We start from the raw sequence: 21761 nt of genomic DNA, 5'->3' as shown, positions 1-21761 counted from the left end.
AGTTAAACTACTAGAACTATTGTCGCATTGCAATAAGTTCATAGCTGAAATCAAGGAAGATTACCTAGGGCAACCTTTATCAGCTCAACAGTGTGAATATTTTGCCACTGTTGTTTTGCTAAATGGATAAATGATGATGAAGCAGATTTTTGGTAGGCATTTATATACCATAAGCCATTAATGAAATGGCAATATGTTAGATAGTGTTTTAACAACGGTAAATTTAAATCAACTATCGCATGTGCTGAATATTGTTGGGTTATAGTTAAAATAGACTCGCTCTCTAGATTATTTACGGCAATAAACATAGCTAAATCGTATTCTGCAGGTGCAATGCACGCACACTCATAATCAACTAAATAAGCGTGTTTTTCAGGAGATAATAGTATATTGCTGAAATTGATATCTCCATGGCAGCAAACCTTGTTGGTTAGAGGGGGTATCAGTGTAAGTATGTGATTGGCAATAGCGTTTATTGTACTTTTCTGTAGGGCTGAAATTGTTATTAATTGTTTTTTTGTGACGTATATTTTATCAATGAGATCATAAACAAGCGTTCTTGGTTCAAGGGATAAGGCCGGTTCGTGCAACAGAGTTTTTGTTGATAATTTATGGCATTGCGCCATTAACTGTATAGCGCATGTAATTTTGTTATGGATTGATTGTTGGCTTAAAGATAAATTTTCTCCCTCAATAAATGAGGTTATAAGCCAGTATTGGTCATGATAAAAAACGCTAGGGCTAATGTTTTTTTTGGCTGAAAGGAGGCAAAAAATAGATTCGTTTACGCTTGTTTGTTTGGCAAAATAAAATTTATTGTCGGCGTGTACTTGGTAACAAAGACTGCTAAGGCCAGTGATTATGGGTTCAATAAGATTAATGTGAGTGAAGCAAGGTAATGAGCTTAAAGGAGGAACCATAACCAACAACCTTACGCCGCCCTGTGCACATTTAGTTGCCGTTGTTTATACAAGCCTAACCATTTAAAGTAACCCCAAGTAGCAATAATGATATAAATACCAAATAAAACAACGGTTGGTATTAAGTCTTTTGCAAGATAGAGATAGATAGAAACCGCATCAATTACAATCCAATAAATCCAATTTTCGAGTACTTTTTGAGTCACTAAATAAGTGGCAAATATAGCAAAAACTGTGGTGAATGTATCAAAATACGGAAAATGGGCCGAGGAGAAGTTGGCCATAAAATAGCCTAAGATAAAAGAAATTACCGTTAATATGAGACAAGCTTTGACATGAATGTTTAGTTGCCACGAAACAATGGTTAAGTGCGCTTTACTTTGTTGGCTATTTGTATGGCTACTATCTTTTTGCCAAATCCAGTAACCATAAACAGCCATAATCAAATAATAAATATTAAGGGCACTGTCCATCAGTAATGACACGTCATAAAAAATATACGTGTAGAGCGCTGTGCTGAAAAAGGCGGCAGGCCAACACCAAATTGAACCAATGGCAGCCCATAAAACATAAGCAAGCGCTAGCAACATGGCTATTAATTCAAGCCATGGTAGTTTAGCTGTGTAGTCAAAAAAGCTAACAAGCAACTCAGTCATTAACTTTCAGGCTCTGGTTGCGCATGATGACCACCAATAAATTTACATACAAACACAGCGGCACCTACGGTACTATGAACGTGTTTTATTTCTGCCATGACATTAGTTACTGCTAGGTCATAATCACCAAAAACTTGGGTGCTCATACCGTTAGTTACCACGTTTAGCCCTTCAACTTTGCGTAGGCGTTTTATAAAAGCCCATATTTCACTTTTATACTGTGTTTCTGCAAGTGGGTATAAACTTAATTCGATAGAGATTTGCATAATATATCCTTTAATTAGTACACACTAATAATGAGGTATTAGTGTGTACCAGTATGAGTTTTAGAACTGATAGTCAAGCGTAATACCGAAAACTAATGGCTCTGATAATTGAGAATATTGCTTGTTAGTATACCCATCTCTAGGGTCATTACCAAAATAAAAACCACGGTTGGCGTACTCTTCATCAGTTAAATTTCGTGCCCATAGTTTTATTTGATAATCATCTTGTAAATAACTCACAGAGGCATTAATTAGCTCTATTGATTTTGACCGCTCATTATGACTGTCTGAGAAATAAAACCCATCTTTGCCATCAGCGGAGAAGTTAATCAACCAATCTTCATTTGGACGAATATTAACGCCAAAGTTAAATTGATAATTTGGCGCATGCGCTTGTTGCCTGCCATCTAACGATGCACCATCGGCATTGACAAAGCCCTTGAACTCAGTATCAAGTAAACCCAATGCCCCGTAAAATTCAATTAATTCGTTAAATTGCCAATTTGCTTCAACCTCTATGCCGATGTTAGAGCCTGTTGCAGCATTACCCAAGTAGGCAATAAACTCTGAACTACCATCTTCACGAACAATAGTTTTCGAGCTTTTTACTTGTATATCGCTTCTGTCCATATAAAAGGCAGCAGCACGAATAAAAGCTGAACTGTCAAACAAGGACACTTTATAACCTAGCTCATAATTGACTAAATATTCAGGGTCAAAAGTGCGTAAATCATCAGGTAAAGTGCCATCGGTATTTGCACCACCTGCTTTATAACCTCTATTAATTGAACCATACCAAAAACTATTGTCGTTTTGCTGGTAACTAAGTACTAACTTACCACCAATCATTGTATCGTCAGGGCTATCATTGAAATTGTCAGAATTAATATAGTCAGCGCTGCGTTGTTCAACTCTTAAGCCCGTGGTTAATGTTAATGTTGAGTTTAATTTACTATCAAGCTGACCATATACAGCAATTGATTTACTATCAAATGTTGAAGTGAAATCACTGATTAAATAGGTATATTGACGTTGCAGATCTTCGTCATCTTGTTTGTAATAAAGCCCAGCAACCCAAGAGGTTGTGTTATTAAACAATTTACTTGTTTTGTTAGATAGTGCTCTTAATTCTATTGTTTGTGTTGATTTATCACGGAAATAATAGTCAGTTGAAGAATATTCCCAATAGGCATAATCAGGGTTTTCAATTGTTTCAGGTGCCGAAATGCCTTTATAGGCCCAATCTTCGTCAAATCCATATGCTAAATCAGAGTCAGCATGGCTTAAAAGGGTAACGAGTGTAAATTTCTCAAAACCTTGGTAAGTTAAGTTAGCGGCGATAGCATGAGTTTTTTGTTTATCTAAACCGGGTTGATCTGATAGAGTTTGACGATTATTGTCTAACGAAAATGCGTCATAGCCATTATCAAAGTCAAAATGAAAAGCCGATATATCAATTGTTAAATCATTAGTTGCTTGTATTGACAATTTACCTCTAAGACTAGTTTCATCACGATTATTGGTATCACTTTTGTTCAAGTAATTATTGTCAATAAATCCATCACTTTGGTAATGATTTGCAGCTAAACGATAATTTATTTCATCTGAAGCTGGGCCTGATATTGCAAGCCCTAAGCCATAACTATTGTAGTTGCCTGCGTCTAGTTTAATATGGCCTTCAAATTCATCAGTAGGCGCATTGGTTGTGATATTAAACATACCAGCTAGGGCATTAGCGCCAAAACGTGTGCCTTGAGGCCCTCTGAAAACCTCTACTTGCTGAGCATCAAAGAGGTTAGCAATACTGCCAATACCCGTAAAATCAATACCGTCAATAATCATACCTACTGAGGGATTAATGGGTTCATTAAATTGACTTCTTTCGCCAATACCACGAATTTGATAATAACGTGCACGCTGTGAACCACTAGCAAAATTAACATTAGGAATAACGGCCACTAATTCTTCAAGATTTTGAGCATTGCGTTGCTGTACTTCAATAGCCGTTAATACTGATAAAGCACTTGGTGTTTTTAGCAGATTCTGTTGTCTAAAATCACTGGTGACGGTAATCGTTTCTATGGTTGATAGTTTGGAACTTTGTGCTTCATTAGCCTTTGTTTGCAAACTTGATAATGTTGTAGAAAGCAACAATGAAGAAAGGGTTGCTGTAAGTGTTGATTGGGTAAAATTCATATAGATCTCATAAGTATTAAATCAATTGATACTATGGGATCCGGCACTGGGAGGTTATTGTGTTGACATTGTGATTGACTCACTAACCATTCCTACGCCGGCTACTTATTAACATTTAAAATGAGAATAAGTTCCCGTCCAGGTTCAAAGGGTTTGTTGATATCATCAACATCTCAGCAGTTACTTGTTATTGTACTTATTTAGTTTTAAGTAAAAAAACAAAACCGCACTCCTTGGTTCGCGCGCAGTGTAACAAAGTTTAATGTGCAATAGTTAATTATTTAGTAAAAAATCAGTATGGTTATTCATTTAATTAGCTAAAGGTCGTATTTATCGGAAGGCGGTTATTTGGCTATATTAGTCAGGTAGTAGGTATAAATTTAATTTAGCATAGTATTAATTTAAGATAGAATTAACACTAATCATCAACAGTAGAGAAGTGTAATGTTCCCCAACTGGCAGTTAGTTAGTCTTAGCTTAGTTTACATTGGCCTATTATTTTTAATTGCCTATTTAGGGGATAAATACCGTAATCAGTTAGCTAAAAAAGGCCAAGGGATTATTTATGCCTTAACTTTGGGCGTATATTGTACTTCTTGGAGTTTTCTTGGTACGGCTGGGCAAGCGTCTACTAATTTTCTATCTCATATCCCTATTTATCTTGGTCCAATTATACTTTTTATCTTTGCATGGCCATTTATACAACGCATTATCCGCATTAGTTTAAAACTCAATTTAACGTCTATTGCTGATTTATTAGCTTCGCGGTTTGGTAAATCACATAATCTAGCCATTATTGTTACGCTTGTTTCCTTTGTTGGCACTATGCCTTACATTGCTTTGCAGCTAAAAGCTATGGTGTATACTTTCCAACAATTACAAGAAGATCAAAGTCTTAGTAGTTGGCATATTGGCTTGGTTGTCAGTTTGGTGCTATCAGGTTTCTCTATTTTATTTGGTATTCGTAATATTGATGTTACCGAACGACACCCTGGTGTAATGCTGGCAATCGCGTTTGAGTCATTTGTGAAAATTATTGCCTTTTTAGCGGTAAGTTTATTTGTGTGTTTCTCTTTGTTTGATTCCCCCGCTGATATTTGGCAGCAGTCAAATGCAACTTTAAAATTAGAACAGCAAATGAATGTTGGAAATATTAGTTCAATGTTAGCCATGTTGGTTATTGTGATGGCAGCATTTTTGTCGTTACCAAGACAATTTCAAGTAATGGTTGTTGAATTAAAAGATCAGAAAGATACTTGGCTTGGCCGAAGAGTATTTCCAATTTATGTTTTAATTTTTGCATTTTTTGCTGCTCCTTTGGGGTTGGCAGGGCAGTTACTATTAGGGAATAGTGTTGCGTCTGATGTGTATGTTTTGTTTTTACCTAGTATCGGGGGGCAGACTTGGCTAACCTTGTTTACTTTTATTGGTGCAGTTTCTGCGGCTAGTTCTATGGTGATTATTTCTGCTATTGCCTTGAGCACAATGCTCAGTAATGAAATTGTTTTTCCATTACTTTATCGCCGTCAAAAAGTAGCGGAGTCTAATTACGATAGTTTTAGACAGCGGTTATTAAATATACGTAAACTATTGATACTTTTTGTTATTATGTCTGGTTATGCTGTTTTTATTTTGGCAGCGCCAGATACTTTATCGTCGTCTGGTGAAGTTGCTTTTGGTGCATTCGCGCAGCTAACACCAGCACTTATTGTTGCTTTTTACTGGCGGCGTGCAAGTTTAGTTGGAGTTTATGCAGGTATACTCGTTGGCTTTATTCTTTGGTTGACGTTGAATTTTTTACCCCAGTTTGGCTTGTATCCATCTCCTTTTGCAGAAGGCATATTACCTGCTAAAACCACAGCTACGCTCTTTAGTTTAGTCGCTAACATAATTGTTATGTGGGCCTTGTCACAAATTAGTCGTCAAAGTGTCCAAGAAAGAATTCAAGCGTCATTATTTTTGGAGTGGCAATCACCTAAATTTTTGAAAGTTGAGAAAAAACGTCAATTAGATGTGAGCGAATTAGAATTACTTGCCTCACGTTTTGTGGGTGAAGCTAAGGCAAAATCAAGTTTTAGCTTATTTTTGTCTTCACATGATAAAAAACAGTTAGGCAACGCAAATTATAACCAACAGCTATTGCAGCACACTGAAAATACATTAGCGCTTGTTATGGGAGCTTCTTCGGCTAGGTTAGTATTATCTTCGGCGCTTGATGGTCGAGATATTGCCTTAGATGATTTGGCTGTGTTAGTTGAAGATGCATCAAGCCAAAAGCAAGCGTTCTCGCAAAATCTATTACAGAGTGCAATAGAAAATGCCAGTGAAGGTATTTCGATTATTGATGAAGAGTTAAAATTGGTGGCATGGAACAAAAAATATTTGGATTTATTTGATTATCCGCCAGAGCTAGTCAGAGTTGGCAGCCCTATTGAGGCATTAATTCGTCATAATGTTAAACGAGGTTTGTGTGGGGCAGGTGATATTGATAACCAAGTGTTTAGGCGTCTTGAATACTTACGTAAAGGTAGTCCACACAGTTCTGAAAGACAGCAAGCCAATGGACAAACTATTCTGATTGAAGGTAATCCGTTACCTGGCGGTGGTTTCGTTATGTTATTTTCAGATATTACCGCGTATCGCCAAGCTGAACAAGTATTGAAAGAAGCTAATTTAGATTTAGAAACAAGGGTTTATGAACGCACGTTAACCTTGGCAAAAACAAATGAAGCATTAGCCAAAGCGCATGAAAAGGCCGAGCAAGCTCATATTAAAAAGAGTCAATATTTAAAAGCTTGTAGCCATGATTTAATGCAACCATTAGAAGCTGCGCGTTTATTTACCTCTGCTTTAACAGAACAACAAGATTTAACGTCTGAACAACAACGCCAAGTTGATAATATTGATAAATCTCTCAGAGCTGCGAATGATTTGTTAGAAGATTTGGCACAGATAGCACGTTTAGAAAGTGGTAATATTAAGCCCCACATTGAAGTCTTTGCATTAAATGAATTATTTGAAGATTTAGAGCAAGAATTTGCTGCTTTAGCTGTAGAGCAAAATATCGAATTCAGACTTGTTGCCACAAAAGCTTGGGTAAAATCAGATCAACACTTATTGCGACGTATTATTCAGAATTTAGTGGGTAACGCTTTTAGGTATGCTAGCCCAGGTAAAGTACTTTTAGGTGCAAGGCTGTATGATAATCAAGTCATTATACAAGTGCTGGATAATGGCCCAGGTATTCCTTTAGAAAAACAAGTGTTAGTTTTTGAGCAGTTTATACAGTTAGATACGCCTACAAGCCAATCATGCCGTGGTTTAGGTTTAGGCTTGAATATTACGCAGTCATTGGTGGATTTATTGGGTCATTCTTTAAGTCTGCAATCACGTGAAATGCAAGGTTGTAAATTTTCTATTTCAGTTGAAAAGGCCAGCCCACTAATAACTAAACCTAAAGCGGTTGTGCCGTTATCAAATATGGGTTTTAAAGATATTACCGTGTTGTGTATTGATAATGATCCTGATGTATTAAGTGGCATGGTTGAATTGTTGTCTGCGTGGCAATGTAATATTCTTGCTGCAGACTCAAGAGAAACGGCTTTAATTGAGTTTGCAAATCACCAACAAGATATTGATATTTTATTGGTAGACTATCAATTAGGCTATCATGCTGATTTACCAGCAGGGGAGCAGATTGATGGGTTAACATTAATTGCTGATATGCGTAAAGACTGTAATCATTATATTCCAGCCATTTTGATTACGGCAACAACAGAGCTTGGTATTGAAACTAAAGCAAAAAATGCCGATGTAGGCTTTATGCGTAAATTAGTAAAACCAGCTGCGCTAAGAGCATTGATGAGTGCTAAGCTAGCGCAGAAATTGCAGGTAGATTATGGTGATTAGCTTTGTTCGAAGCCTTTTTCAGTTAAATCTAACTGGGCTATAGCAATCACTGCTTGGGTACGGTTTCTCACATTGAGTTTACGGAATATTGCCGTGGCATGTGCTTTAATTGTTGCTTCAGATACATTGAGATCATAGGCAATTTGTTTATTGAGCAAGCCTTGAGCAAACATCATTAATATTTTGTACTGTTGTTGGGTTAAGCTGGCAACACGCTCTGCAATATCACTACACTCGCCATCTTTTGGGATGTCTTGAAATGATTTTGGTAGCCAAATTTCACCCGATAAAACGGTGACTATGGCGGTAAAAATATCTTCTACTGGTGTCGATTTTGGCACAAAGCCTGCTGCTCCATAGCCCATCGCTTTACTAATTGTATTGTGTTCTTCGTGAGCAGAAACGATGACTACCGGTATTTGTGGAAAATGATTTCTCACGTGAATGAGCGTACTAAAACCATGGGCACCAGGGATATTTAAATCTAATAGTAATAAGTCACTATCACTATTGTCTTGAAGTTGTTGTTCAAGTTCGGCAATTGTTTGCGCTTCAAGCCATTGTGTTTGGCTTAATTTATTCTTTAAGGTACCCAATAGAGCCTGTCTAAACAAAGGGTGGTCGTCAGCAATTATTATTTTTTGAGGCTGAAACATAGAAAACTTCCTAAACAAGTAAGTATTCTATTCTAACGGAAAAATGACTAATGACAAATTTTACTTTTTAGAACCTTGAATATTGAGTGATCTGTTTATAGCGCAAGAGGTGGGTTTCAGTAAGTCTGAATGAGCAATATTCAAGAGATATATTTTCTTAATGCTGTAGCCTTCAAAGTGCAGTTTAAAGCTAAAATTATGATTGCTGAGCAATCTCAGCATCAACAATCACATTGCTTGGGTTATTGTTTTTTTGGGGCTTTCTCTAGTACTGTGGTTAATAACTGCCAATATTGCGCAACGGTGGCAATTTCAATTTTTTCATCAGGTGAGTGAGGAAATTTAATGGTAGGGCCAATAGATACCATGTCCCAGTGTGGGTAAGCACTTTTAAATAAACCACATTCTAAACCAGCATGGATAACCATAATAGCAGGAACTTTATTAAATAATGCTTGATAGGTGTCGCTCACAGTTTTCATAATGGCTGAGTCAGGGTTGGGTTTCCAGCCGGGATAAGCGCCACTAAATGCAACGTTAGCTCCGGCTAATTCGAACACTGATTGCACAGTACGTTGTGTTTCTGCGCGGCCATCGTCATGCAAGCTGCGAATAAGCACTAATGCATTAAGTTTGTTGCCACGAGTTTGAATAACGCCTAGATTTAAAGAAGTTTCCACTATTCCTTCAATATCATCACTCATACGGATCACCCCGTTAGGACAGGCGTTAAGCGCAAGTAAAATATTACTTTGGGTAGTGCTATCCCAGCATTGTTCAAAGTCTTCGGGTGAAATAAGCAGCATATTAATATCGGTTTCAATAGCAGCTAAATTAGCTTGAATAGTTGATAAATATAAAGCTAAGGCTGATTTTAACGACTCAATTTGTGCTTTATCAACAACGAAGCTGGCATTAGCTTCTCTAGGGATGGCATTACGTAAACTACCGCCGTTAAATTCGGTTAACCGAATGTCAAAGTCGTTACTTGCATCAAGCAAGAAACGTGTTAGCAGTTTATTTGCATTGGCTCTGCCAGTATGGATATCAACCCCAGAATGCCCACCTTTTAGGCCTGAAATTGATAAATTAAACCCTTGGTAATTTGCTGGCACATCTTCAAAGGTTAAGGCAAACGTGGCTAAACCATCAATACCGCCAGCACAGCCCATATAGACCTCGCCTTCTTGTTCTGAGTCAGTGTTAATTAAAATATCGCCGTCTAACCAACCTGCTTCAAGGCCAAAAGCACCGGACATTCCTGCTTCTTCGTCAATTGTAACGAGCACTTCTAAAGGCCCATGAATAAGATCATCACTAGCTAGTACAGCTAAAGCTGAAGCCAAGCCAACACCATTATCAGCCCCTAAGGTGGTGCCGTCAGCCGTTACCCAGTCGCCATCGGTTTCGGTGACAATATAAGGGTGAATAGGATCAACGAGAAAGTCATGGTTAGTATCATTGTTTTTTTGTGGCACCATGTCCATATGGGCTTGTAAAATAATGCCTTGACGATCTTCCATCCCAGGTGTTGCAGGTTTTTTGATAAACAAATTACCCACAGCATCTTCTTTAACTGCTAAGCCTAGATCTGTCGCCCATTGTTGAATCCAAGCTGATATTTTTTGTTCGTGCTTTGACGGATGTGGAATACTACAAATTTGTTCAAATAATTGCCATAAACCTGTAGGTTTAAGGTGTGATAACGTGCCCATGTTTTTCCTTATTTGCTTGCCATTAAAAATTGCCATTGTTCATTAAAGTCACAACTTGGTTTTTTATCAAAACCAGAACGTACATATTGATTGATTTTTCCTTCCGCAAATGCAACTAAGATATTGGCTAGTGCTTGCTCGTTAATGGTAAATGTTTTGCCTTCACGCAATTTTCGTTCGCGTAGTATTTGTTTAAATTGTGACTCAAGTTTTTCAAAAAATTGATGTACTCTATTACGTAATCGCTCGTTTTCACCCATTAAAGCATCACCTGATAATATACGGCACATGCCAGGATTTCGCTCAGCAAAAACCAATAATACATGTAATACATGATGGCAGCGAACTAACGTTTCTTTGTGATCAGATAAAATTAAATTGATACGAGAAAAAATGGACTCTTCAATAAAATCGATCAGGCCTTCAAACATACGTGCTTTTGAAGGAAAGTGGCGATATAACGCTGCTTCAGAAACGCCAACTTCTGCTGCCAACTTAGCGGTAGTAATGCGCTGCCCTGGGCTTGATTGCAACATTAATGCTAAGCATTCTAATATTTGTTGTTTACGACTAACTTTCTGCTTGCTCTTAGGGCTAACTGACATAGTAAGATATTCTCTGTTATTTGTTTTTCTTGTTGGGTGTTGTGTTAAAGCCATAACTCACTTAAGTTTTTGTTAAACCATAGTGTTGGTTAATTAATGATACAAGTTTTTGTGCAATGATTTGCTTATTTTCCAAGGGTATTTCAGTTTTATCAATAGCACTATATAACGTTAAGGCATTATCATCACTGTTAAAGCCTTGACCTGATTTTGCTACATTATTTGCGGCAATTAGGTTTAAATTTTTACTGATTAACTTACCGCGAGCATATTCTTCTACATTTTGGGTTTCGGCAGCAAAACCTACCATAAAGGGTCTGTTAGGCAAACGAGCAACATCGGCAACAATATCATGATTTTTCACTAGCTCAAGATGCATAGCATCGTTATTTTTTTTAATTTTTTGATTGGCAATATTGGCAACTCGGTAATCAGCAACTGCGGCACAAGCAACAAAGGTAGTCCCCTGTGGTGCAATATTTAATGCAGCTTGATGCATTTCTTCAGCGCTAGTTACTGAGATTAACTGACATCCTACTGGCGCACTAAGGTTCACTGGCCCTGAAATTAAGGTGACTTTTGCTCCTGCGCGTAATGCTGCGTGTGCTATTGCATAACCCATTTTACCTGAACTGTGATTAGATATATAACGAACTGGATCTATTGCTTCGCGTGTTGGGCCTGCGGTAATTATCCAATGTTGACCTTGTAAGTATTTGTAGCTAAAAAAATCACAAGTCAAAGCAACTAACTCGTCTACTTCTAACATGCGTCCTAAACCTAAGTCACCACAAGCTTGTTCCCCGCTCCCAGGTCCCCAAATTTGAAGATTACGTTCAGTTAATGTGGTTACATTGGCTTGTGTTGCTGCTGCATGCCACATTTGTTGATTCATGGCTGGAGCAATAGCGATCGGCGCGCTGGTTGCTAAACAAATGGTTGTGAGTAAATCATTTGCCATACCCGCTGAAATGCGTGCAATAATATCAGCAGTTGCTGGCGCAATAATGATTAAATCAGCCCATTTAGCTAATTCTATATGCCCCATGGCTAATTCTGCTTGTGTATCAAGCAAGCTGTCTGCAACGTGATTGCCAGACACTGCCTGTAAAGTGAGTGGCGTAATAAATGCCTTTGCCCCCTCAGTCATAACGACTCGAATGTCAGCACCTTGATCTTTTAATCTACGTACCAATTCAGGCGTTTTATACGCGGCGATTCCACCACTAATACCAAGGACAATTTTTTTATCCTGTAGAATTTGCATAATCTGCTAATCTTAAACTTATCATTAGGGGGAATACGATAGCATTTATTTCTGCTATTTGAAAAAAGAGTTGAAAAATAATTACCAACAAAAACAGCAAGGAAGCCGACTATGTGTAAAGAAGATCTAGCACAACAAAGTAAACTACAAATACAAACGTTAAAAAACTGGCCAAGCGCAGAACGCCCCAGAGAAAAATTACTCAGTCTTGGGGCAGCAAGTTTAAGTGATGCCGAGCTTTTGGCTATTTTTTTAAGAACAGGTGTAAAAGGGTGCAATGTTGTTGATTTATCTAGGAATTTGTTATTGTCTTTTGGTAGCCTAGCCAATGTGTTTCGGGCTAACCAACAAGAGTTTTGTCATCACCATGGTTTAGGTAGTGCTAAGTATGTCCAGCTTCAAGCGTGTTTAGAAATGTCAAAACGTTATTTGGCTGAACAACTTACTCAACAAGGCAGTGCGCTTGCGTCATCGCAAGCGACGCGTGACTATTTAATCAGTGAGCTGAGAAATGAAACAAGAGAGGTGTTTGCTGTACTTTTTTTAGATAATCAACATCAGGTTTTGAAATTCGAGCGTCTTTTTTTCGGCACGTTAAATGCCGCTGCGGTGTACCCAAGAGTTGTGGTTGAGCAGGCGTTAACACACCATGCTGCGGCTGTCATTCTGGCGCATAACCACCCTTCAGGTGTTGCAGAGGCAAGTATCGCTGATAAGCGTATAACTCAAAAGCTTGAGCAAGCATTACAGCTTATTGATGTACGTGTACTTGATCATATGATCATTGCAGGGCACCAATGTTATTCATTTGCAGAACACGGTGAAATAGTTTCTGGTTGATGCAAATCACATAATATGATTTAACTTGATAAAAGCTGTAATGCCAGTTAGGTTTAAGGTAATACGCTCAGCAATAGGATCTTTTGATGAAAGATAAAAGTGATGGGGACTTGGAACGTCGTAGTTCTTTTCGTCTTGATATGGAAAAGGAATTAGTTGATATCATGTGGGCTGATGAAAGTGGTCAGGAAAGAACCAAAAAAATTATCTGTATAGATTTTGCTCGTGGAGGTTTAAAGCTTGATTGCGATATTCCTATACCAATTCATACAGCAGTGAGTGTAGTGTTTAAGTCGGCTAGTGCTAACCACCAAAAGTTATTCGGCAAAGTTCTACGATGTGTGAAACAAGAAAATGGTTGGTTTGAAATTGCTTTAATATTAGAAAAATAGGCTCAAAAGAAATGTTATAAATTTGTACTATAATAAAAACTAATCACAGCAATGTTAACTTAGTAATATTGCTTGGTAGTATTTAGGAAGAAATTGATATGATGATATTAGTGGGTGGTGAAAAAGGCGGTAGTGGAAAAAGCTGTTTGGCGCAGAACTTAGCGGTATATTTTGCTCGTAATAAGAATGCAATTGTACTAATGGTTGATTGTGATCCACAACGTACCACATCTGACTGGATACAAGCCCGCAATGGCGAACCCTCACTTCCTGCTATTAATTGTATTCAGCTGTACGGTAAAATTCGCAATGATTTATTAAGTTTAGCCCAACATTATGATTATGTAATTGTAGATTGTGGTGGACAAGATAATTTAGCATTACGTGCGGCTATGTCTGTGGCAGATCATGTTATTATTCCACTGAGGCCAAAACGACGTGACCTAAAAACAGTGCCACATATGGAAGATATGCTCAGCACCTGTAAGATGGTTAATCCAAAAATGTTAGCTTCTTTTGTTATTACACAATGTCCCTCTTTGCCTAATCAAGCTGGTCGTATTTTAGAAGCAAAAGAAGTGTGTAGTTCTTATGGTATTAATGTACTTAATGCGGTAACTTTTAGCCGTAATATCTATGATGACAGTGAGGAGCAGGGCTCATCAGTTATTGAAATTGAGCCTAACGGTAAAGCAGCAACTGAAATGATAGCGATTGCAGAAGAGCTAATGGCAATGAAACCGGACAATGCTCATGAGTTTATCTGATCTAAAGAAAAACAAGGATAGATCAAATTCAAAGGAAAATGTAAAAGAGCAGTTTACTATTGATGAATTTATTGCTGATGCAGATAATTATGCTAAAGGCTCACCGCAAATTGTGAGTAATGAAAATCATGGCAAAATGAACCTTAAGCAAGCAATTTATGACGCTAAACAGCTAATTGAGCAAAAAAAAACAGTAAACATGCAAGGAAAGCCATTTCGTCGGGCTACATTTACTTTAAGTGAAAATACTATTGAGCAGTTGCAACAGTTGTCTGAACAGGCTGATTTAGCCAAATCGCATATTCTTCGTATTTTGATTGATGAACTTTCAAATAAAGAACAAGAAGAACAAATAAAAAAATTATTTGAATCTGATGTTAGCTAAACTCACTTATGTGTTAATAGAATAAGCAATAATGACTTAAAAAACCGACAAAAAACAGCAATTAACTGAGTTTTTATTAAACATTTATTTTATAACCACTTGATTTTTATATATTTTGGTTTTTATGCTGCCTTTTTTATAGCTTTTTCCTTTTAGGACTAGTATTAATAATTCAGTTTCTCTATAATATGCCACCTTTTTCAGGATCCTGAGGCGACGGTCTTGGGGAATGCCCTTAGAAGAAACAAGCTCGAGCTATATTAATTTTGGAGTGACTCAAATGTCTAAAGTCTGCCAAGTAACAGGCAAGAAACCAGTCGTAGGGAACAACCGTTCTCACGCAAGAAACGCGACTCGTCGTCGTTTTTTACCAAACCTTCAATCTCACCGTTTTTGGGTAGAGAGTGAAAATCGTTTCGTTAAATTACGTTTAACTCCGAAAGGAATGCGTATTATCGATAAGAAAGGGATTGATGCAGTATTAACTGACATCCGTGCCCGTGGCGAAAAAGTTTAATAGCTTTTCTAGGAGAATATTATGCGTGATAAAATTCGTTTAGTTTCTAGTGCCGGTACAGGTCATTTTTATACTACTGATAAGAATAAAAAGACTATGCCAGAGAAAATGGAAATCAAAAAATTTGATCCAAAAGCTCGTAAGCACGTTATGTATAAAGAAGCTAAAATTAAGTAATTAATTTTTACTTTGTACACATAAAAAGCCCAGCTCTGCTGGGTTTTTTTATGTGTGATATTTGAGTATGATGTCAATGATCTTTAGGCGAGTAATATATGTATGATTAAACTTTCTAAAACCGCATGGAATAATGTCATTATATTTTCTGTAATGATTATAATTTTATTAATTAACAGCACAAATGAACGCTTATTTCCTGCCGATAGCAATGTTAATGATAAGTTGGTATTACCAGAGCATAGTGTTATTTTGACGTTAACCCTCATACTGCCCGAAAAATCCTCAGTGATGTTTGAGCGAGTGGGTAAAGCATGGAAAATGACTAGCCAAGGCGTTTTACTTGATTTAACAAATCAACAAATAGAGCAATTGATGTTTGCTTGGCAGCAAAGCGCTGGATTACCACAGGCGGCCGATATTATTATTGATGGTCAAGCAGGTATTGAAGTCAACATTAGCTTAGCAGGCATTGAACAAGAGCAAATGTTTATATTATATCCGCTAGTAGATCAGCTGCTGGTGTATAACTCGCAGAAAAAGCTATGGCTAGCATTACCTGCTGCTATGACTCATCAACTTGTACCTATCAATTGAGGATAATTAATGCCTGAGCTACCCGAAGTTGAAGTTTGTCGTTTGGGCATCAGTCCTCACGTTGTTAATAATACCGTGGCTCAAGTGATTGTGCGTAATGCTCAATTGCGTTGGCCTATTCCTGTCGATGTGCAAAAGCTTGTCGGTTTAACAGTACAAGAAGTTGAACGACGCGCTAAGTACTTATTGTTGCGCTTTGAGCTTGGCACATTGCTTTTACACTTGGGCATGTCAGGTACGCTTCGTGTTATTGATAAAGCAATTCCTGTTGCTAAGCATGATCATTTTGAATTAATTTTTAGTAATGGCACTGTATTGCGTTTAAATGATCCTAGACGCTTTGGCGCTGTGCTTTGGCTAAATAAACATGAAGATAAGCAGGGATTATTGAGTAAATTAGGGCCAGAGCCTTTAAGTGCTGATTTTTGTCATGATTACTTGTATGAAAAAGCAAAAAATAGGAAAGTCCCTATCAAAACTTTCTTAATGAATAATCATAATGTGGTTGGTGTGGGTAATATTTATGCCAATGAAGCTTTATTTCTTGCTGGTATTTTACCCACTACACAAGCAGGCACGCTGAGTAAAGAGCGTTATAATCGTTTAACTGCTACTATTAAGCAGGTGCTCAGTGCTGCAATTAAGCAAGGTGGCACAACACTAAAAGATTTTACTCAAGCTGACGGTCGACCAGGGTACTTTGCCCAATCACTCTTTGTTTATGGCCGAGCAGGGCAAGCCTGTTTAACATGCCAAGAAAAACTACTTGAAATTAGGCAATCAAACCGTAGCTCTGTTTATTGCCCTAACTGTCAGCAAGAATAATATGAATACGCTAAATTGTTAAGCTAACTGTTCAAGCGCTACTTTTACAGTAGGGTGGACAAATTGGCTGACATCACCTTTATGTAGGGCAACTTCTTTTACTAATGTAGACGAAATAAAAGAGTTGCCTTCTGCGGGCGTTAAAAATACGCTTTCTAAATCAGGCGACAAACGTCTGTTCATGTTGGCTAATTGGAATTCATATTCAAAATCTGATACTGCGCGTAATCCTCGTATTAGCACTTTTGCTTGGTGATATTTGGCAAAATCGACTAATAAGCCACTAAAACCAACGACGGTAACATTGTCTAAATGTTTGGTTATCTCTTTAATCATGTCAACACGTTGATCAAGCGTAAAACGGGGTTTCTTACTGGGGCTAGAAGCCACACCAATAATAACCTCTCCAAATAATAGGCTAGCACGGACAATTAAATCAGAGTGACCATTTGTGACAGGATCGAATGTGCCAGGGTAAATTGCTTTTATGCTCATATTTTAGGTTTCATTTATTGGTGAATGCCAGAGCATTGTAATGTCTTAGCTAAGTTTGTGACAAGTATTAACATCAAAAACACAATAAAATGAATATATATTCATAATAATTGAATGAAATTGTGTATTTAAGCTGATATTGAATAAATGTTAAAGTATTTACTCAAAAAAACTTTAAGTTTAGTGAATTTTGATAGTATGATAGAAGCCATAGTAGCAATTTTAACTATTTTACATTAAAAGAAAGAAGTAACTTTTATGAAAACCCGTGATAAAATAATTCAGGCGAGCATTGCATTATTTAATGAGCAAGGAGAGCGAAATGTCACCACAAATCATATCGCTGCACATTTAGGTATTAGCCCCGGTAATTTGTATTATCATTTTCGTAATAAAGAAGACATTATTTTGTCTATCTATGAAGAGTATGCGCGTAATTTGTTGTTGGATACTTTTCCTAAAGTGAGCAGTGATGTAAAACCTCTTGATGCAATCATTCTTTATATGGATGCAGTATTCCAAATGCTATTAAAATTTAGGTTCTTTTATAGCAATTTACCCGTTTTATTAGATAAAAACCCAAGTTTGCGTGAAAAATATGTTGAAGTGCAACATTCAATTGCTGAGCGTGTTAGTCAGTTATTAATTTCACTCAGAAATGCGAATATTATTAATTTTCAGGATGAGGAATTGCCTGATATGGTTAGTATTTTACGTATTATTAATACGTTTTGGGTCAGTTTCTACCAAACACAGAATATTGATAATGAAATTAATGATTCAGTTTTTTATCAGGGAGTATTAAAGATATTAGTTATTTTACGCCCTTATACAACAGAAGTAGCTATGCCTGAATTGTTAAAAGCGAGAGATATGTACCAACAACGTTGTCAAGATGCTCAAAAGGAGGCGTGTGTACACTAAACACGTTAGTGATTAATGGCTCAAATATGCTTCAAGTAACAATTGCCAATTTTCTTGCGTCCAATAGAATTTAGGTAATTGTTTTTCTTCTTTTAAAAATGATCGTTGCAGCCTCGCCATATTACTTTTTTGCCACAGGCTTTGGTTCGATGTTTTGATTTCGCCGCGATCGAAGTCGATTAAAAAAACATTCTCATCTACATCAATTAAAATATTGTGAGCATTTAAATCATGATGATAAATATTATGATCATGAAAACGCTTTATTGTCATGCCAATTTTTTTCCATAAGGTGTTTGATATAGTTTGTTTTGATAAGATAGCAACTAAATCTTGCGCGTTTTCAATACGACTACTCAATAAATCAGCTTGATAAAATAAACCGTGACGTCTAATGCGATAAGCAATAGGCTTAGGGACTGGTAAGGCTAACGTTTGCATGTGAGCTAATAAGGCGAACTCTTGCGCTGCTCTAGTATCTTTTTGTGAAGTGAACAGGTAGCTGTCGCGAATTAACTTGCCAATAAGACCACCACGGTAATAATGGCGTAATACCCAGTGTTTTGTTTGTTTATGTTTTTTATCCCTGTATTGTACAAACCATGTAGTACCTCTACCTTGAGCTGAGCCTGTGATGGCATTTTCTTTTCGCCAATATTCTTCAGATAACATGCTAACACTAAATTGTTCTATTTCATCGTGATCAAATAGGCAGTAATGTGGTCCCTTTTCTAATGTTTTAATTAACATAGTTTGATTCACTTTAGTAAGTCGTGTACTTGTGCTAGCGTTTTATCACTGGCACCTTGGTTATTGAGTACCACATTATGTGCTTGAGAACCAAGCTCAAATGCTGCGTTTTTATTTTCTAGTAAGTTGATAACCGTTTCAGCTAATGTATTGCTAATAGAATTACAGGCAATAGGTAACTGTATCACGCCATTGTTTTGTTTCAATTGCGTTAAAATTTCAGTGAAATTATGCATATCATGACCAACAATTATTGGCTTTTTAAATAAGGCTGGCTCTAAGGGGTTATGTCCACCAATATTGCTAAAACTTCCGCCCATTGTAATTATATCGGCTAAGGCATATGTGGGCATTAATTCACCTAAAGTGTCTAGCAACCAAATATCTTGCTCAGTTACCACGGTGTTTTCACTACGTTTGCCTAGAGAATAACCTTGGTTGATGCAGAGCTTTTCAACAGAACTAAAACGTTCAGGGTGTCTTGGCACAAGTACAAGTAATAAGTTAGGAAACACTTTCTTGATTAGTTTGAAAGCCGCTAATGTGATTTCTTCGTCACCAGGGTGTGTGCTAGCAACTAACCAAATGGCTCTTTTTTGGGGTAAGAATGCTGTTAATTTAGCTTGTTTTTCAAGAACTAAGTCATTAATACTAATATCAAATTTGAGGTTGCCTGACACGCTACATTTGTCAACGTCGGCACTTAATTGTAAAAAATTACACAAGTTATCATGACTTTGACATAATATTTTGTCGAAACAATTGATAGTCGGTGTAATTAATGCCTTTATTTTTTGATAATTTTTTAGCGATTTGGCAGATAATCGACCATTAATGAGCAATAATTTTATTTTTTTAGTGGCGCACTGATTAATAAGGTTAGGCCATAATTCGGTTTCCATAAAAATCATCAGTTGTGGTTGCAAGCGATTTAAAAACAATTGAGTGCAAGGCATTACATCTAAGGGTAAATAGGTGTGTTGAATACGCGTTCCAAATTGTTTGGTAACTTGTGCTGATCCTGTCGGGGTGAAGGTAGTGACCGTAATAGGTAAATGCGGATATGTCACTATTAGTTGTTCTACCAAAGGTGAGATAGCAATTACTTCACCAACACTGGCTGCATGCACAATAATACCTCCCTTATCAAGAGTATTAGGTGCTTTAGCGTTGGAGAGTATGCCTAAACGTTCATTGAAACGTTGACGGTACTGAGAACTATTGAGTGATCTAAATAACAAAGCCAGCAATAAAAAAGGCATTAGCAATAAAAATATTACTCGGTAAATGAGTAGTGCCAACATAAATTATTCTGCTTTAATTCTTCTGTGATAAGTTTATGGTAGATTATACCTAAGTTTGATTAAATACCTATGCATATGAACAGTGTAATTTCAAAATATATCAAAGCTTGCTTTCAGTAGTACAACTCACTAGCAATGATGAATTTACGCTATTTACTTGGAATGGCGAAAAACAGTCTAAAATGCAGGTTTTTAAAGGAACAGTTCATAATTATCAGCTCATTGATGAATTAAAAACAAAACATAGTAATAATAATTTTACAGTTATTTAATTTAACGCTAAATAGTATTCGGCTGTTGGCTTTTTTAAATTAAGGTATAAGCGTACAATTATTGCGTTATCGTTTAATCACCCACATTCTACTCATTCGTGCTGAGGCATTCACATGTCAAAAAATCATTCAATAAATTTTTATAATCATATTCAAGAACAAATTTCTCAAGTGAAAGCAGAGGGGTTATATAAGGCTGAACGCGTCATTACCACTGCACAACAAGCAAGAATAGCAGTAGACACAGGGGAGCAGGTAATTAACTTTTGTGCTAATAACTATTTAGGGTTAGCAAATCATCCTGACTTAATTGCTGCAGCTAAAAAAGGATTAGACGAACATGGATTTGGCATGGCATCGGTTCGTTTTATTTGTGGTACGCAAGATATTCACAAAACGCTAGAACAAGGTATTAGCGAGTTTTTAGGCATGGAAGATACTATTTTATATTCTTCTTGCTTTGATGCTAATGCAGGTTTGTTTGAAACCTTATTAGGGCCAGAAGACGCTATCATTAGCGATGCCCTTAATCACGCGTCGATTATTGATGGCGTTCGATTATGTAAAGCACAACGTTATCGTTATGCTAATAATGACATGGCTGCATTAGAGCAATGCTTAATTGAGGCAGATGCGGCTGGTGTGCGTTTTAAGTTGATTGCAACAGATGGCGTATTTTCAATGGATGGCGTTATTGCTAATTTAAAAGGGATTTGTGATTTAGCTGATAAATATAATGCTATGGTAATGGTTGATGATTCACATGCTGTTGGTTTTGTAGGTGAAAATGGCCGTGGTAGTCATGAATATTGTCAGGTAATGGGGCGAGTTGATATTTTAACTGGCACTTTAGGCAAGGCTATGGGTGGTGCTTCGGGCGGTTATACTTCAGCTAAAAAAGAGGTAATTGAATGGTTGCGCCAACGCTCGCGTCCTTATTTATTTTCAAATTCTCTTGCCCCAGCCATTGTTAATGCGTCATTGCAGGTTTTAACATTGTTAGCGCAAGGTGATGCGTTACGTAAAACATTGAAAGCAAACACGGCTTACTTTCGTGAAAATATGGAGGCTGCTGGTTTTACTTGTGCAGGGGCAGATCATGCTATTGTGCCTGTTATGTTAGGTGATGCGAAAGTGGCGAGTGACATGGCAAATAAACTGTTAGCTGAAGGAATTTATGTGATTGGTTTTTCATTTCCTGTAGTGCCCAAAGGGCAAGCGCGTATTCGTACACAAATTTCAGCTGCACATACACAAGCACAATTAGACCAAGCCATTGCTGCCTTTATTCGTATTGGCAAAGAAATGAATGTGATTAGTTAAGGC

22 protein-coding genes are annotated in these 21761 nt (G+C 37.1%); 11 read left to right on the top strand and 11 right to left on the bottom strand.

All coding sequences use genetic code 11. The features are described from left to right. Positions 1-50: 50 nt before the first annotated feature. Genes ACE1OF_RS09985 through ACE1OF_RS09970 form a run of 4 tightly spaced genes read right to left on the bottom strand, consistent with a single transcriptional unit; the run spans position 51 to position 4038 of the window. Positions 51-920 carry a phosphotransferase gene (locus ACE1OF_RS09985; RefSeq protein WP_448894209.1) on the bottom strand — a complete coding sequence of 290 codons (870 nt, stop codon included), beginning with the start codon at positions 918-920 and terminating at the stop codon, positions 51-53. An 11-nt stretch (positions 921-931) separates the two neighbouring features. Next, the gene (gene pnuC, locus ACE1OF_RS09980) at positions 932-1576 is read right to left on the bottom strand and encodes a nicotinamide riboside transporter PnuC (RefSeq protein ID WP_448894207.1); all 645 of its coding nucleotides are present in this window, start codon (positions 1574-1576) and stop codon (positions 932-934) included. Beyond that, positions 1576-1842, bottom strand: coding sequence for a hypothetical protein (locus ACE1OF_RS09975; protein ID WP_448894206.1), 267 nt, complete (start codon positions 1840-1842; stop codon positions 1576-1578). The genes pnuC and ACE1OF_RS09975 overlap by 1 nt, the downstream gene beginning before the upstream one ends. A gap of 60 nt (positions 1843-1902) precedes the next feature. Beyond that, positions 1903-4038 (bottom strand): TonB-dependent receptor, encoded by a 2136-nt coding sequence (locus ACE1OF_RS09970; RefSeq protein WP_448894204.1) that lies wholly within the window; start codon positions 4036-4038, stop codon positions 1903-1905. A 444-nt stretch (positions 4039-4482) separates the two neighbouring features. Here ACE1OF_RS09970 and ACE1OF_RS09965 point away from each other — a divergent pair, with 444 nt between their 5' ends. After that, positions 4483-7947, top strand: a complete 3465-nt coding sequence (locus ACE1OF_RS09965) for a hybrid sensor histidine kinase/response regulator (RefSeq protein ID WP_448894203.1) — start codon at positions 4483-4485, stop codon at positions 7945-7947. Here the strand turns inward: ACE1OF_RS09965 and ACE1OF_RS09960 are convergent. The 4 genes from ACE1OF_RS09960 to coaBC all read right to left on the bottom strand — a co-directional run bounded on the left by ACE1OF_RS09960 (position 7944) and on the right by coaBC (position 12190). Further along, entirely contained in the window at positions 7944-8603 is a 660-nt protein-coding gene (locus ACE1OF_RS09960; RefSeq protein WP_448894202.1) for a response regulator, read from the bottom strand. The two genes, ACE1OF_RS09965 and ACE1OF_RS09960, sit on opposite strands and share 4 nt — an antisense overlap. Before the next feature lie 242 nt (positions 8604-8845). Then, positions 8846-10318, bottom strand: coding sequence for an aminoacyl-histidine dipeptidase (locus tag ACE1OF_RS09955; protein ID WP_448894201.1), 1473 nt, complete (start codon positions 10316-10318; stop codon positions 8846-8848). A gap of 8 nt (positions 10319-10326) precedes the next feature. Continuing rightward, positions 10327-10923, bottom strand: a complete 597-nt coding sequence (gene slmA / locus ACE1OF_RS09950) for a nucleoid occlusion factor SlmA (RefSeq protein WP_448894236.1) — start codon at positions 10921-10923, stop codon at positions 10327-10329. 61 nt (positions 10924-10984) lie between these two features. Continuing rightward, positions 10985-12190: a bifunctional phosphopantothenoylcysteine decarboxylase/phosphopantothenate--cysteine ligase CoaBC gene (gene coaBC, locus ACE1OF_RS09945; RefSeq protein ID WP_448894200.1), complete on the bottom strand. Its 1206-nt coding sequence runs from the start codon at positions 12188-12190 to the stop codon at positions 10985-10987. A 111-nt stretch (positions 12191-12301) separates the two neighbouring features. On the opposite strand from coaBC, the gene radC reads away from it, so the two are divergent. From radC to mutM, 8 genes are all read left to right on the top strand, one after another. Next, positions 12302-13030 (top strand): RadC family protein, encoded by a 729-nt coding sequence (gene radC, locus ACE1OF_RS09940; RefSeq protein WP_448894198.1) that lies wholly within the window; start codon positions 12302-12304, stop codon positions 13028-13030. Positions 13031-13116: 86 nt separating this feature from the next. After that, positions 13117-13422: a PilZ domain-containing protein gene (locus ACE1OF_RS09935; protein WP_448894196.1), complete on the top strand. Its 306-nt coding sequence runs from the start codon at positions 13117-13119 to the stop codon at positions 13420-13422. A 98-nt stretch (positions 13423-13520) separates the two neighbouring features. Continuing rightward, entirely contained in the window at positions 13521-14189 is a 669-nt protein-coding gene (locus ACE1OF_RS09930; protein ID WP_448894195.1) for an AAA family ATPase, read from the top strand. Continuing rightward, positions 14176-14574 (top strand): hypothetical protein, encoded by a 399-nt coding sequence (locus tag ACE1OF_RS09925; protein WP_448894194.1) that lies wholly within the window; start codon positions 14176-14178, stop codon positions 14572-14574. The genes ACE1OF_RS09930 and ACE1OF_RS09925 overlap by 14 nt, the downstream gene beginning before the upstream one ends. Before the next feature lie 280 nt (positions 14575-14854). Beyond that, the gene (gene rpmB, locus ACE1OF_RS09920) at positions 14855-15091 is read left to right on the top strand and encodes a 50S ribosomal protein L28 (protein ID WP_159822134.1); all 237 of its coding nucleotides are present in this window, start codon (positions 14855-14857) and stop codon (positions 15089-15091) included. Positions 15092-15112: 21 nt separating this feature from the next. Beyond that, positions 15113-15268 (top strand): 50S ribosomal protein L33, encoded by a 156-nt coding sequence (gene rpmG / locus ACE1OF_RS09915; protein WP_044834320.1) that lies wholly within the window; start codon positions 15113-15115, stop codon positions 15266-15268. Between the two features lie 102 nt (positions 15269-15370). After that, positions 15371-15865 (top strand): hypothetical protein, encoded by a 495-nt coding sequence (locus ACE1OF_RS09910; protein WP_448894192.1) that lies wholly within the window; start codon positions 15371-15373, stop codon positions 15863-15865. 9 nt (positions 15866-15874) lie between these two features. Further along, positions 15875-16690, top strand: a complete 816-nt coding sequence (gene mutM, locus ACE1OF_RS09905) for a bifunctional DNA-formamidopyrimidine glycosylase/DNA-(apurinic or apyrimidinic site) lyase (RefSeq protein ID WP_448894191.1) — start codon at positions 15875-15877, stop codon at positions 16688-16690. Between the two features lie 18 nt (positions 16691-16708). Here the strand turns inward: mutM and coaD are convergent, their stop codons facing one another. Then, entirely contained in the window at positions 16709-17185 is a 477-nt protein-coding gene (gene coaD, locus ACE1OF_RS09900; protein ID WP_448894190.1) for a pantetheine-phosphate adenylyltransferase, read from the bottom strand. 258 nt (positions 17186-17443) lie between these two features. Here coaD and ACE1OF_RS09895 point away from each other — a divergent pair, with 258 nt between their 5' ends. Then, positions 17444-18109 carry a TetR/AcrR family transcriptional regulator gene (locus tag ACE1OF_RS09895; RefSeq protein WP_448894188.1) on the top strand — a complete coding sequence of 222 codons (666 nt, stop codon included), beginning with the start codon at positions 17444-17446 and terminating at the stop codon, positions 18107-18109. A 12-nt stretch (positions 18110-18121) separates the two neighbouring features. On the opposite strand, the gene ACE1OF_RS09890 is transcribed toward ACE1OF_RS09895, so the two are convergent. Then, entirely contained in the window at positions 18122-18859 is a 738-nt protein-coding gene (locus ACE1OF_RS09890) for a 3-deoxy-D-manno-octulosonic acid kinase (RefSeq protein ID WP_448894187.1), read from the bottom strand. 8 nt (positions 18860-18867) lie between these two features. Further along, complete coding sequence (gene waaA / locus ACE1OF_RS09885; protein WP_448894186.1) at positions 18868-20163, bottom strand: lipid IV(A) 3-deoxy-D-manno-octulosonic acid transferase; 1296 nt, start codon at positions 20161-20163, stop codon at positions 18868-18870. 386 nt (positions 20164-20549) lie between these two features. On the opposite strand from waaA, the gene ACE1OF_RS09880 reads away from it, so the two are divergent. After that, positions 20550-21758, top strand: a complete 1209-nt coding sequence (locus tag ACE1OF_RS09880) for a glycine C-acetyltransferase (protein WP_448894185.1) — start codon at positions 20550-20552, stop codon at positions 21756-21758. Positions 21759-21761 lie beyond the last annotated feature (3 nt).

The organism is Colwellia sp. E150_009, from assembly GCF_053543955.1.
Note: the sequence above shows the minus strand (reverse complement) of the source record. Positions and strands in the feature narration are given on the sequence as shown.